We start from the raw sequence: 13,378 nt of genomic DNA, 5'->3' as shown, positions 1-13,378 counted from the left end.
CCGTGCAAAGCACAATAATAAAGAAAGCCGGAAGTTCAATTGAGCTTCCGGCTTTCTTTATTATTGTGTTCTATGTAACTTATGCTTTTACACGTCCTACGTATGAACCGTCGCGAGTATCGATTTCGATTGTTTCACCTTCGTTGATGAATAAAGGAACACGTACTGTTGCTCCTGATTCTACGGTAGCAGGTTTCAATGTATTGGTAGCAGTGTCACCTTTGACGCCCGGCTCTGTATAAGTAACCTTCATCTGTACCTTGATCGGCATATCCGCATACAATACGGTTTCGGTAGAAGCGTCGGAAACAACATCCAATACTGCACCTTCAAGCAGGAAGTCAACACCGTTAATCAAGTCGTGAGCGATAGGATGCTGGTCAAAAGTTTCCTGATTCATGAAGATATAATCTTCTCCTTCTTTATATAAGAACTGATAAGGACGACGTTCTACACGTACGTCTTCCAATTTTTCACCGATGTTGAAACGACGTTCGAGAACGTAGCCGCTAACTACATCTTTCAGTTTAGTACGCATGAAAGTGTTACCTTTACCAGGTTTTACATGCAGGAATTCTATACAGAAATAGAGCTTTCCGTCCATACGGATACAGGTTCCGTTTTTGATGTCTTGAGCATTAATCATACTGCTATTCTTCTTATTATATTATTGTTATTTAATTGTTTTCGTCGGAAATCGAGTGCAAAAGTAATCTAAATCAGTAAAAAACACAAAAACTTTTGAGCAAAAATGAGTTATCTCTTGGTTAATTTAAAAAAAGTGCCTATTTTTGCAGCCCGATTACGTAGAATAATAACATAAAACAAGATACAAAAATGAAAAGAACATTTCAACCCTCTAACAGAAAGAGAAAGAACAAACACGGTTTCCGTGAGAGAATGGCATCTGCTAATGGTCGTAGAGTATTGGCTGCTCGCCGTGCAAAAGGCAGAAAGAAACTGACCGTTTCTGATGAGTACAACGGACAGAAGTGGTAATCACTCTTATCTATCATCAGGGAAACAAAAAAGGCGGGGAATTTAATCTCTGCCTTTTTGTTTATAGCAAACTTTTCATCACCTCTTTTTTATAAATTCAACTATTTTGTCGTATCTTTGGCGCATATAAACAGCAATGCGTATGACTATTAGAGAATTCTTTTCTTTTAAAACAAATAAATTTTTCTGGTTGAATATTGCCGCTATGATTGTGATAGTGGCAGTCATGGTATTCGGCGTGCTGAAATGGATTGATGCGTACACACATCATGGTGAATCGGTACTTGTTCCCGATGTGAAGGGTATGAGTGTGGAGGAGGCGACAAAGATGTTCCGGAATCATGGATTGGTATGCTCGGTTTCTGATACGAGATACGTTAAGGATAAGGCTGCCGGTATCGTGCTTGAACTCAAGCCGGGAGCCGGTGAGAAAGTAAAAGAAGGCCGAACGGTCTATCTGACAGTGAACACGCTGGATGTTCCTTTGCGTATGATTCCTGATGTAGCGGACAATAGCTCTCTTCGTCAGGCGCAAGCCAAACTGTTAAGTGCCGGTTTCAAACTGAATCAGGTCCAGTTAGTGAACGGTGAAAAGGACTGGGTGTATGGCGTGAAGTATCAGGGAAGGCAACTGACCGCCGGAGAAAAGATTCCTATGGGAGCTTCTTTGACACTGATGGTCGGTGATGGGGCAGGGAGCATGGAGAAAGACTCCACCGATGTTGCTGTGGATACAGAAACTCCTGTGACATCAGAATCATCTTCCACACAAGAAGATAACTGGTTTTAATGGATAACTAACAGAACAGACTCACATGATAGAGGAAGAACTTCCGGATGAACTGGAGAACGATTTGGATGATATAGAACCGGTCGGTGACGAGTCCCAACTTTACGAACACTTCCGGGTGGTGGTAGATAAGGGGCAGGCGATGGTCAGAGTCGACAAATATCTGTTCGAACGTATTGTCAATGCTTCGCGCAACCGTATTCAGAAGGCTGCCGAAGGAGGATTCGTTATGGCCAACGGCAAGCCGGTGAAAAGTAGCTATAAAGTAAAGCCGCTGGATGTTATCACGGTGATGATGGACCGTCCGCGTTACGAAAATGAAATTATCCCGGAAGATATTCCCCTTACTATCGTTTATGAAGATCCCTATTTGATGGTGGTGAATAAGCCTGCCGGACTGGTAGTGCATCCGGGACATGGGAATTATCATGGCACTTTGGTCAATGCGCTTGCCTGGCATATGAAAGATAATCCCGATTATGATGCGAATGATCCGCACGTGGGACTTGTTCATCGGATCGACAAAGATACTTCGGGGTTGTTGGTGATTGCCAAGACACCGGACGCCAAAACAAATCTGGGAAACCAATTCTTTAATAAAACTACCAAACGTAAATATCGCGCCCTGGTATGGGGGATTGTGGAGCAGGATGAGGGAACAATCATCGGGAATATAGCCCGTAACCCGAAAGACCGAATGCAGATGGCAGTGATGTCCGACCCGACAGTTGGCAAACACGCTGTGACTCATTATCGTGTGTTGGAACGCTTGGGATACGTCACGCTTGTGGAATGTATCCTGGAGACGGGACGTACTCATCAGATCCGTGTCCACATGAAACATATCGGACATGTGCTGTTCAATGACGAACGCTATGGGGGGCACGAGATATTGAAAGGTACTCATTTTAGTAAATACAAACAATTTGTAAATAATTGCTTTGACACTTGTCCCCGACAGGCTTTGCATGCTATGACGTTGGGGTTTGTGCATCCCGTCACTGGTGAAGAGATGCATTTTACTTCCGAACTTCCGGATGACATGACCCGGCTTATCGAGAAGTGGAGAGGCTATATAAGTAATAGAGAATTAGAATGAAACGCAACATTGCTATCGTAGCAGGAGGTGATACCTCTGAAATCGTAGTTTCCCTGCGTAGCGCACAGGGTATTTATTCCTTTATAGATAAGGAGAAGTATAATTTGTACATTGTAGAGATGGAAGGTCGTCGCTGGGAAGTACAATTACCGGATGGTAACAAGGTTCCGGTGGACAGAAATGATTTTAGTTTTACGAACGGAACGGAAAAGGTAGTGTTCGATTTTGCTTATATTACGATTCATGGCACACCGGGTGAGGATGGTCGTCTGCAAGGATATTTTGATATGCTGCGCATTCCATATTCCTGTTGTGGAGTATTGGCGGCTGCTATTACATACGATAAATTTGCCTGCAATCAGTATTTGAAGGCTTTTGGCGTACGTATTGCCGAATCGTTGCTGTTACGTCAAGGACAGTCGGTTTCCGATGAAGATGTAATAGAGAAGATCGGTCTGCCTTGTTTTATCAAGCCCAGTCTGGGAGGTTCGAGCTTTGGCGTTACAAAAGTGAAGACAAAAGAACAAATCCAACCTGCCATTGTTAAAGCTTTCGGAGAAGCGGAAGAAGTGATTGTTGAGGCATTTATGGAAGGTACGGAGCTGACCTGCGGTTGCTACAAGACGAAGGAAAAGTCGGTCATCTTCCCACCTACGGAAGTCGTTACCCACAATGAATTTTTCGATTACGATGCCAAATATAACGGTCAGGTAGATGAAATCACTCCTGCGCGTATTTCCCCGGAACTGACCGGACGCGTGCAGAAACTGACTTCGGCTATCTATGATATATTGGGCTGTTCCGGTATTATCCGTGTGGATTATATTGTGACTGCCGGTGAGAAACTGAATCTTCTCGAAGTGAATACGACTCCGGGAATGACTGCTACAAGCTTTATTCCCCAGCAGGTGCGTGCAGCCGGGCTGGATATAAAGGATGTGATGACTGATATTATCGAAAATAAATTTTAATCACGTTATGGACCTGACAGAGTTTAATGAGATTCGTCCTTACAATGATGAGGAACTTCCTCAGATCTTTGAAGAATTGATTGCTGATCCGGCTTTTCAAAAGGCTGTTACCGGAGTTATACCTAACGTTCCATTCGAACTGCTGGCACAGAAGATGCGTGCTTGTAAGACAAAACGTGAATTTCAGGAAGCGTTCTGTTATGGCATTTTGTGGAAGATTGCGCAGGAACATACAGATTCTTTGACATTAGACCATTCGCGTATACCGGATCATAATATAGCCTATACTTATATGTCGAACCATAGGGATATTATCCTTGATTCGGGCTTCCTTTCCATCTTGCTGATTGATGAAGGGATGGATACCGTAGAAATTGCCATCGGTGATAATCTGCTGATTTACCCGTGGATTAAGAAATTGGTGCGTGTCAATAAATCATTTATCGTTCAGCGTGCACTGACTATGAGGCAGATGTTGGAATCGTCGGCGCGAATGTCGCGCTATATGCATCATACTATCTCGCAGAAGAAACAATCAATATGGATTGCCCAACGTGAAGGACGTGCAAAAGATTCCAATGACCGCACACAGGACAGCGTCTTGAAAATGCTGGCGATGGGTGGTGAAGGTGATGTGATAGACCGTCTGCTGGAAATGAATATTGCTCCCCTTGCTATATCTTACGAATATGATCCCTGTGATTTTCTGAAAGCGCAGGAATTCCAATTGAAGAGAGATGTGGAAGGGTATAAAAAAACAACGCAGGACGATTTAATCAATATGAAAACCGGTCTTTTCGGATACAAGGGAAGAGTGCATTTTCAAGTTGCTCCTTGTCTGAACGACGAGTTGTTGCGCATGGACCGTTCTTTGCCGAAACCGGAACTGTTTGCCCGTATTTCCGCTAGTATTGACCGGCGTATTCATAGTAACTATCGGATTTATTCCGGAAATTATGTCGCTTACGACTGGTTGAATGGTTCCACAACGTTTGCTGCCAACTATACGGAAGAGGAGAAGCTGCGGTTCACAAACTATATTGACCAACAACTGGCTAAGATAAACATTCCGAATAAGGATGAAGACTTCTTGCGTGAGAAGTTGTTGTTGATGTATTCCAATCCGTTAGTTAATTATTTAGCCGCCTGCCGATGAAAATAGGAAAGTTATATATGATCTGGTTGTGGGGATTACTCCTCCTGATGGTTGCCTGTGGTGATGATGACTATTATTATCCATCGGTAAAAATGGAATTTGTTACGATAGAAGCGGGTGATGATGGCAGGATACGGACACTTATTCCCGATAAGGGGGACATATTACCTGTTTCGCAAGATCTTACGGGGTCTACGATTTCTCCGAATACCTCCAGACGTGTAATGAGTAACTATGAAACGATGGAGGAAGGGGCTAAAATTTATTCTTTGCAGTCGCTCCTCACACCGACTCCTAAACCGAAGGACGATCCGGCCTTTAAGGATAAGGAAGGTAAAGATCCGGTAGAGGTTGTCAGTATTTGGCTTGGACGGGATTATTTGAATATGATTCTTAACTTGAAAGTCAGTACCGGGAAAGGACATACTTTTGGCATAATTGAGGATAAGTCAGAACTGGAAACAACAGGATCTGTGGATATGTTGTTATATCATGATGCGGATAGTGATGAAGAATACTATAACCGGCGTGCTTATATTTCTGTTCCTTTAAAGCAATATGCGGAATCGGAACATCCTGCCGATGGGATTAAGATTAAATTCAGGTATTATACATACGGCAAGGAGGCCGATGTGATAGAGGATTACGAATTTGAGTATACTCCGGGTAAGACTGAATAATATAGAATAATATGCTTAAAATGAATCAATTGGTCGTGGGAATGCTTTTATTTCTTTCTTCTCTTTTCTCTTGTCAGCAGAAAGGAGATTTTGAGTCAATGAATGTGGAAGATTTCGATACGCTCATTCAAGATGAGGGTATGCAACGTCTGGATGTCCGTACATTGGCCGAATACTCGGAAGGACATATCGCAAAAACGATTAATATTAATGTGATGGATGACTCCTTTTCTTCGATGGCTGATTCTTTGTTGCAGAAAGACAGACCGGTGGCTGTATACTGCCGTAATGGAAAGCGTAGTAAGAAGGCAGCGGCTATTTTGAGTAAGAAAGGATATAAAGTCTTTGAGCTTGATAAAGGATTTAACTCCTGGCAGGAAGCTGGTAAGGAAATAGAAAAGTGATGCAAGAAGAGAGTGTCATAATGAATGATAAAACGCAGATTAACGCAAATTATCGCAGAAAAATTTAATGAGTTGTTGATTAACCTATCAATATAATTGAAATAATCTGCGATAATTTGCGTTTTGATACTATCTTTTCTTGTCGAGGAGTATCCTCTTTAATAGCTGTATTGAAAGATTGCCTGTTATTTCAATCCTTCCAATAGCCTCTTCAGAACGACGGTTGCCGAGATTTCACGGTTGGCCGCTTCCGGAATGACAATTGATTGCGGACTTTCAATCACGTCGTCTGTCACAATCATATTTCTACGAACCGGCAGGCAATGCATGAAATAAGCATTGTTGGTCACCGCCATTTGACGGTCGCTAACTGTCCAGTCACGATCCTTGCTCAATATCTGTCCGTAGTTATCCCCTGTATAGGCTGCCCAGTTCTTTGCATATATGAAATCCGCTCCTTCGAACGCTTTCATCTGGTCGTACTCAATTTTGGCATTACCCACGAATTGGGGATCCAGCTCGTATCCTTCCGGATGAGTGATGACAAATTCGTAATCTGTGGCGTTCATCCATTCTGCAAACGAGTTAGGAACGGCTTGCGGTAATGGACGGGGATGCGGTGCCCAAGTCATAACTACTTTGGGACGTGCTGTTTTCTTGTATTCCTCGATAGTGATTAGGTCGGCGAAACTTTGTAGCGGATGGCGGGTTGCTGCCTCCATCGAGAAAACCGGACGGCCGGAATATTGAATAAATTGATTTAGGATTGTCTCTTGATAATCGAAATCACGGTCTTCGAAGCGTGCAAAAGAACGCACTCCGATCACATCGCAATAGCAGCCCATTACAGGGATCGCTTCCAGCAAATGTTCCGGTTTGTCTCCGTCCATAATTACACCACGTTCCGTTTCCAACTTCCAGGCACCTTGATTGATGTCAAGCACCATTACATTCATTCCCAGATTAAGCGCGGCTTTCTGTGTACTAAGGCGGGTGCGCAGACTGGAGTTGAAGAAGATCATCATCAATGTCTTATTCTTTCCAAGTTCTACATATTTGAAGCGGTCCTTCTTAATCTCAAATGCTTCTTCAATGGCCGATTTCAAGTTGCCAATGTCCTGTACACAAGTAAATTTCTTCATATCATTTAATTTTTAATTCTCAATTTTCAATTCTCAACTTCTTCTCGTTTGTCCGTCCCCTTCAATGACCCATTTGTAAGAAGTGATTTCTTCCAGTCCCATCGGACCGCGTGCGTGCAGCTTCTGCGTGCTGATACCTATTTCTGCTCCCAAACCGAATTGTGCGCCGTCAGTGAAGGCGGTAGATACATTGGTGTACACACAGGCTGCATCCACTATCTTGATAAACAAGGCTGCACGCTCCTTGTTCTCCGTAACGATGCATTCACTATGCTTGGAACTGTTTTCCTGGATGTGTCCCAGTGCGTCTTCAAAGCTTCTGACCGTTTTGACGGCCATTTTGTAATCAAGGAACTCTGTTCCGAAACTTTCATTTGTTGCAGATTGTAAGAGCTCTGCAGGGTAGTGGCCTTCCAATGCTTGGTAAGCTCGTGGGTCGGCATAGATAATTACGTGGCTGTCTTTCAGCTTCTCGCAGAGTTTGGGAAGGTCGACCAGTCTTTTCTCATGCACAATGACGCAATCCAATGCGTTGCATACGCTAACTCTGCGCGTCTTGGCATTGTGGATAATATCTGCTCCTTTCTTTACCTCTCCGAACTCGTCAAAGTAAGTGTGGCAAATGCCTGCTCCTGTCTCAATGACCGGGATTTTGGCATTATTGCGTACAAAATTAATCAAATTACTGCTACCTCTGGGAATAATCAGATCAACATAACCTACAGCATTTAGCAATGCGGCTGTTGCTTCCCTGTCGGCTGGCAACAGTTCTACGATATGCGGATTTATATTAAAACTTCTCAGTACTTCGTGAATCACGCTGATGATGGCACGATTGGAACAGTCGGCATCGCTTCCTCCTTTTAATATGCAAGCATTTCCACTTTTCAGACAAAGAGAGAATACATCAAAACTGACATTGGGACGTGCTTCATAGATTATTCCTATGACACCGAAAGGAACACTGATTTTTGTCAGCTTCATCCCGTTGGGGCGCACAGTATCTTTCAGTATTTTGCCTAGAGGAGAGGGGAGCGTAGCTACATTGCGTGTATCTGCTGCGATACCTTTCAAACGCTCTTCCGTCAATTTCAACCGGTCGTACTTCGGATCATTCTGGTCCATCCGTGCAAGATCCTTTTCATTCTCTGCAAGAATGAACGGTGCTTTTGCAATTGCCGCATCGGCCACTGCATTTAAAATCTGATTGATGGTGTCATCGTTCAGTAAAGCCAATTCTCGGCTTGCTGCCTGTACGGCAGCAAAGGTTTCGTTTAAATTTGTAGTCATTTGCTCCTTTTTTGCATTAAATAGAAAGATAAACAATGCAAATATAGTGAATGATGTGAATAAAACCTGTTGAAAACAGAAATAAATGTTGTGCCTAGGTTATAATTGTAATAGCCTTTGGAGTGTATATTTTTACTGTGATGAAAAAATATCTCATCATGTTGAGTATTTAAACGCGATTATTATTCAATATATAAATAATCATAGTGTACAACAGGCTTCTTTCCATGCTTTCCGATAACCTCTTTGGCTTGCTGGGAGTCACAGTTTGCTTTTCCTACACCCACTTGGTTTCCTTGAAAGTCTATGATACGGACGATATCGTCTTTTTCAAATTCCCCTTCGATATGAGTGATACCTATCGGGAGAATACTGACTGCTTTCTCCGAACTGAGTACTTCAGTGGCACATTCGTTGATGTGAATTTCTCCTTTGGCAAAGCCTTCACTATGCGCGATCCACTTCTTGACACTGGATACCGGTTCGCAAGAAGGAATGAAGCGGGTGCAAAGAGTGCTTTCGGGGTGTTCTAACAAATCTACCAAGATGTTGTCACGTTTACCATTGGCGATGATAACCGTAATTCCTTCATCGGCTACTTTGCGGGCGATATTTGTTTTCGTCAGCATACCTCCTCGTCCGAAACTGGACTTGCTTGCTTGAATATAGTTGGATAGATCTTTCCCATGACCGATTTCCCGGATAACGGAAGAATCGGGATCGGACGGAGAGCCGTTATAGATTCCGTCGATGTTGCTTAAGATGATAAGCGTCTGCGCATCCATCATAGAAGCTATGAGTCCGGACAATTCGTCGTTGTCCGTGAACATGAGTTCACTTACGGAGATAGTATCATTCTCGTTGACGATAGGAATCACATTGTTTTCAAGCATTACCGTCATACAGTTTTTCTGATTCAGGTAATGGCGGCGCGTACTGAAACTTTCTTTCGTAGTCAGCACTTGTCCGACGGTAATTCCGTGCTCACGAAAAAGTTCGTAATAACGGTTGATCAGTTTGGCTTGCCCTACGGCAGAGAATAATTGTCGCTGGTCTACACTATCGAGTTTCTTCTGCGGATGTACCTCGCTACGTCCGGATGCAACGGCTCCAGAAGAAATAAGGATGATTTCTACACCGGATTTATGTAGTTCCGCTATTTGGTCAACAAGTGCAGACATACGGGTTACGTCCAATGTTCCGTCTCGGCGTGCCAAAACATTACTACCCACTTTTACTGCGATTCGTGTAAATTCCTGTTTCATCTTTGCTAACGATTTGAAAGCACAAATATAGAGCTTTTTGTCGATATGTTACCAAAACAGCCTAAAAAGAATTATCTTTGCAGCCGGATAGAGAAAAGAAAAACAATGAAACATACAAATCCGCAAGTAGAACAGATGACCTCCTTCATCGTAATGGATGTGTTGGAACGGGCAAACGAGTTACAGAAACAAGGTATTGACATTATTCATTTAGAAGTAGGCGAGCCCGATTTTGATGTGCCGTCTTGTGTTGCAGAGGCTGCGAAAGCTGCTTACGATCGGCATTTGACTCATTACACCCATTCTTTGGGAGACCCTGAGTTACGTCGGGAAATTGCAGCTTTTTATCAGAGAGAATATGGAGTGGCGGTTGATCCGGACTGTATCATCGTGACTTCCGGCTCTTCTCCCTCTATTCTTCTTGCCTTGATGTTGCTTTGCAATCCGGAGAGTGAAGTGGTTCTTTCCAATCCGGGATATGCCTGCTATCGGAACTTTGTGCTGGCGGCTCAAGCCAAACCTGTTTTGGTGCCATTGTCCGAAGAGAAAGGATTGCAATATGATATAGAAGCTATCCGCAAATGTGTGAATCAGCATACTGCCGCTATTTTTATCAACTCACCTATGAACCCGACGGGGATGTTATTGGAAGAAAGTTTCTTGAAAGAAGTAGCAGCTTTGGGAGTTCCTGTCATTTCAGACGAGATTTATCATGGCCTGGTGTATGAAGGGCGTGCACATAGTATTCTCGAATACACGGATCAAGCATTTGTGCTGAATGGATTTTCCAAACGGTTTGCCATGACCGGACTGAGGTTGGGGTATCTCATCGCACCGAAATCTTATATGCGTTCATTGCAGAAGTTGCAACAGAATCTGTTTATCTGCGCATCCAGTGTTGCCCAGCAGGCGGGAATTGCTGCTTTACGGCAGGCGGATTCGGATGTGGAACGTATGAGGCAGGTCTATGATGAGCGTCGGAAATATATGATTGCCCGTCTTCGTGAGATCGGATTTGAGATTAAGGTGGAACCTCAAGGGGCATTTTATATTTTTGCCGATGCACGCAAATTTACTGCCGACTCTTATCGCTTTGCATTCGATGTACTCGAGCATGCGCATGTCGGTATTACTCCCGGAGTGGACTTTGGTACAGGAGGGGAAGGATACGTGCGTTTCTCCTATGCCAACTCGTTGGAGAATATCAAGGAAGGACTCGACCGTATCAGTCGCTATCTTTCTCGTCCCGAGCTCTGATAAGCTCTGTGGCGGCCTCATATTCCTCCTCTGTGACAAGGATAGAGACAGCAGGAGCGATATAGGGGGCCAGCGTTCCCATAATACCGTCTTTGACAACGCAACGAATGTCATTGCTTTCCAATAAACCCTTGATGATTTCAGCTTCCCACGGGGAGCCGGAGAACACCTCTATTGACTTGCTATAATCCTTTTCTTTCATGATCTTATGTATTAAGGGTTGCTATCTACAAATATAACAAAAAAGAAAGACAAATGGTTATCCTTCAATTAAAATTTATTCAAGCGTGATGTGTTTAACACGGATTTGCTGTTGGAGGAAGGTGGAAGCTGATTCAGTGAACTTCTCTTCCGCCTCTGTCGTGTAAAACGAGCAGTTCCCGTTTTTCGTACATTTCGCGTCCATTTCCGGATGTCTCCTCAAATAGTCTTTCAGACTTTGAGCTACATATTCGCCTTGCGAAATCACGCTGATATGTTCCGGAATGTATTGCCGGATTTTGGGTAGGAGTATGGGAAAGTGCGTGCATCCGAGAATCACGGTGTCTATTAGCGGGTCTTTTGTCAGTAGTTGGTCTATGTATTTACGGATAAAGTAATCGGCTCCTTCGTTTTGTGATTCATTGTTTTCCACCAACGATACCCACATCGGACACGCTACTCCGCTCACCCGGATATCCGGAAATAATTTATGTATCTCCAACGGATAAGATTCGGACTTTACAGTACCCGCTGTAGCTAATATGCCGATATGCTGGTTTTGGGTGATATTTCCGATACATTCCACTGTAGGACGGATTACTCCGAGTACACGGCGAGCCGGATCTATATTGGGAAGATCGTTCATTTGAATGCTACGCAAAGCTTTGGCTGACGCAGTGTTGCACGCTAATATGACCAGATGACACCCCATGTCGAATAGTTTGCTTACGGCTTGCCGGGTAAACTCGTATACGACCTCAAAAGACCGTGTCCCGTATGGAGCGCGGGCATTGTCTCCCAGATAAATGTAATCGTATTCCGGAAGTACCTCTCTTATTTTATCTAAGATGGTCAGCCCGCCATAGCCGGAGTCAAATACTCCGATAGGACCGGGAGCATGGGATAAATGTTGCTTCATGACATACAGAATTTATGTACGCAAATGTACACCAAAAAAAGGGAACGAGAAAGAAGATTAATCTTCTTTCTCGTTCCCTTTTTTATATTTTTGCTTCTTGGAACTCTCTTTTATTTGATTCCAAGATTTGCTTTCACCTTATTAGTCAGATTGATACTTTGCGCTTCGTTTACATAAGGTATTGAAGTTCTAGCAAGGTCGAAGATGTAGATAACACCTTCAGCAGCACCTACCGCTTTGATGGCATCATCCAGTTTCTTGTAGATAGGAGCCATTGCGTCAGTCTGAGCTTTCTGCATCTGCTGCTGAGCGTCTTGCTGGAATTGTTCCTGTCTCTGCATCATGTCCTGCAACTCTTTTTGTCTTCTTTCAGCGATGTTAGCCGGAAGAGAGTCTTTGGCCATAGCCTGTTGGAATTCCTGATATTTTTTGTTGAATTCTTCCTGAGTTCTTTGAAGTTCGGCAGTCAGTTGTTTTTCTAATGTCTGGATATCATTTTGTGCCTTCGTAAATTCCGGCATTACAGTGATAATCTCCTGCGCATTAATATGACCGAATTTCAGGTTCTGTGCAAATACACCCATTGGGAGTGCAAGCAACATTACAAGTGCAATTTTTTTAAGCATAGTTCTATAATTTATTTGAATGATTTTTAGTTATTTCCGGATGCAAATGTATGAAATTAATTTGAATATCCTAGTTTTCTTAGTATTTCATCGCTAATATCGATGCGCGGATTGGCAAAAATGATGCCTGCCGCAGAGGCCCTGTCGACTACCAGATCATATCCATATTGTTGTGAAATGGCTTTTACCGCTTCGTAAATATCATCCTGAATTGGAGTGATCAGCTTGTCTCTCATCTTGGCCAATTCACCTTCCGGACCGAAATAGTTGCGCTTCAACTCGGCAGCCGCTTTTTCTTTGGCTACGATTTCATCTTCTTTCTTTGTCTTTTGAGCGGCAGAGAGAGTGGAGGATTTCGCTTGATAATCCTGAAACATCTTCTGAGCTTCTTTTGCCAAAGCTTCTATTTCGCTCTGGTACTTTTTCGTAGCTTGTTGCATTTGCTCGTTAGCGCTTTGAGCAGCTGGAATATTTTTCATAATATATTCCGTATCGATCAGTGCGAATTTTTGTGCGTTGGCTGCCATACTGACGGCAACCAGCATCATGATTAATAGAACAGACTTTCTCATAACGTTT

16 protein-coding genes are annotated in these 13,378 nt (G+C 43.3%); 8 read left to right on the top strand and 8 right to left on the bottom strand.

The features are described from left to right. Window positions 1-79: 79 nt before the first annotated feature. Entirely contained in the window at window positions 80-646 is a 567-nt protein-coding gene (efp, locus tag ACNOGP_RS01840; RefSeq protein WP_007763862.1) for an elongation factor P, read from the bottom strand. Between the two features lie 191 nt (window positions 647-837). On the opposite strand from efp, the gene rpmH reads away from it, so the two are divergent. The 7 genes from rpmH to ACNOGP_RS01805 all read left to right on the top strand — a co-directional run bounded on the left by rpmH (window position 838) and on the right by ACNOGP_RS01805 (window position 6,099). Next, window positions 838-999 (top strand): 50S ribosomal protein L34, encoded by a 162-nt coding sequence (gene rpmH, locus ACNOGP_RS01835; RefSeq protein WP_005678985.1) that lies wholly within the window; start codon window positions 838-840, stop codon window positions 997-999. Between the two features lie 142 nt (window positions 1,000-1,141). Then, on the top strand, window positions 1,142-1,789 hold the full coding sequence (locus ACNOGP_RS01830; protein ID WP_186966514.1) for a PASTA domain-containing protein: 648 nt from the start codon (window positions 1,142-1,144) through the stop codon (window positions 1,787-1,789). Window positions 1,790-1,814: 25 nt separating this feature from the next. Beyond that, window positions 1,815-2,888 carry an RluA family pseudouridine synthase gene (locus tag ACNOGP_RS01825; RefSeq protein ID WP_007754990.1) on the top strand — a complete coding sequence of 358 codons (1,074 nt, stop codon included), beginning with the start codon at window positions 1,815-1,817 and terminating at the stop codon, window positions 2,886-2,888. Next, window positions 2,885-3,859, top strand: a complete 975-nt coding sequence (locus ACNOGP_RS01820) for a D-alanine--D-alanine ligase (protein ID WP_007763867.1) — start codon at window positions 2,885-2,887, stop codon at window positions 3,857-3,859. The genes ACNOGP_RS01825 and ACNOGP_RS01820 overlap by 4 nt, the downstream gene beginning before the upstream one ends. Window positions 3,860-3,866: 7 nt before the next feature. Then, on the top strand, window positions 3,867-5,015 hold the full coding sequence (locus ACNOGP_RS01815) for an acyltransferase (RefSeq protein ID WP_143868996.1): 1,149 nt from the start codon (window positions 3,867-3,869) through the stop codon (window positions 5,013-5,015). Further along, entirely contained in the window at window positions 5,012-5,695 is a 684-nt protein-coding gene (locus ACNOGP_RS01810) for a NigD-like protein (RefSeq protein ID WP_418213933.1), read from the top strand. The genes ACNOGP_RS01815 and ACNOGP_RS01810 overlap by 4 nt, the downstream gene beginning before the upstream one ends. 11 nt (window positions 5,696-5,706) lie before the next feature. Beyond that, entirely contained in the window at window positions 5,707-6,099 is a 393-nt protein-coding gene (locus tag ACNOGP_RS01805) for a rhodanese-like domain-containing protein (RefSeq protein ID WP_418213932.1), read from the top strand. Between the two features lie 185 nt (window positions 6,100-6,284). Here the strand turns inward: ACNOGP_RS01805 and ACNOGP_RS01800 are convergent, their stop codons facing one another. From ACNOGP_RS01800 to proB, 3 genes are all read right to left on the bottom strand, one after another. Continuing rightward, entirely contained in the window at window positions 6,285-7,241 is a 957-nt protein-coding gene (locus tag ACNOGP_RS01800; protein ID WP_195533190.1) for an acetylornithine carbamoyltransferase, read from the bottom strand. A gap of 33 nt (window positions 7,242-7,274) precedes the next feature. Continuing rightward, complete coding sequence (locus ACNOGP_RS01795; RefSeq protein WP_418213931.1) at window positions 7,275-8,531, bottom strand: glutamate-5-semialdehyde dehydrogenase; 1,257 nt, start codon at window positions 8,529-8,531, stop codon at window positions 7,275-7,277. Window positions 8,532-8,713: 182 nt separating this feature from the next. Continuing rightward, entirely contained in the window at window positions 8,714-9,796 is a 1,083-nt protein-coding gene (gene proB, locus ACNOGP_RS01790; RefSeq protein ID WP_007763888.1) for a glutamate 5-kinase, read from the bottom strand. A gap of 105 nt (window positions 9,797-9,901) precedes the next feature. Between proB and ACNOGP_RS01785 the strand changes: the two genes are divergently transcribed. Beyond that, window positions 9,902-11,053, top strand: a complete 1,152-nt coding sequence (locus ACNOGP_RS01785) for a pyridoxal phosphate-dependent aminotransferase (protein ID WP_418213930.1) — start codon at window positions 9,902-9,904, stop codon at window positions 11,051-11,053. Here the strand turns inward: ACNOGP_RS01785 and ACNOGP_RS01780 are convergent. The 4 genes from ACNOGP_RS01780 to ACNOGP_RS01765 all read right to left on the bottom strand — a co-directional run bounded on the left by ACNOGP_RS01780 (window position 11,022) and on the right by ACNOGP_RS01765 (window position 13,371). Then, window positions 11,022-11,255 (bottom strand): DUF2007-related protein, encoded by a 234-nt coding sequence (locus ACNOGP_RS01780; RefSeq protein WP_007754954.1) that lies wholly within the window; start codon window positions 11,253-11,255, stop codon window positions 11,022-11,024. The two genes, ACNOGP_RS01785 and ACNOGP_RS01780, sit on opposite strands and share 32 nt — an antisense overlap. A gap of 75 nt (window positions 11,256-11,330) precedes the next feature. Continuing rightward, window positions 11,331-12,173 carry a glutamate racemase gene (gene murI, locus ACNOGP_RS01775; protein ID WP_418213929.1) on the bottom strand — a complete coding sequence of 281 codons (843 nt, stop codon included), beginning with the start codon at window positions 12,171-12,173 and terminating at the stop codon, window positions 11,331-11,333. A gap of 110 nt (window positions 12,174-12,283) precedes the next feature. Then, entirely contained in the window at window positions 12,284-12,799 is a 516-nt protein-coding gene (locus ACNOGP_RS01770) for an OmpH family outer membrane protein (RefSeq protein ID WP_007754950.1), read from the bottom strand. 56 nt (window positions 12,800-12,855) lie between these two features. Next, window positions 12,856-13,371, bottom strand: coding sequence for an OmpH family outer membrane protein (locus tag ACNOGP_RS01765; RefSeq protein WP_186966521.1), 516 nt, complete (start codon window positions 13,369-13,371; stop codon window positions 12,856-12,858). Window positions 13,372-13,378 lie beyond the last annotated feature (7 nt).

The organism is Bacteroides difficilis (genome assembly GCF_048319815.1).
GTDB classification, from domain to species: domain Bacteria; phylum Bacteroidota; class Bacteroidia; order Bacteroidales; family Bacteroidaceae; genus Bacteroides; species Bacteroides zhangwenhongii.
The sequence above is the reverse complement of the archived record's forward strand: the minus strand, read 5'-3'. Positions and strand labels throughout refer to the sequence as shown.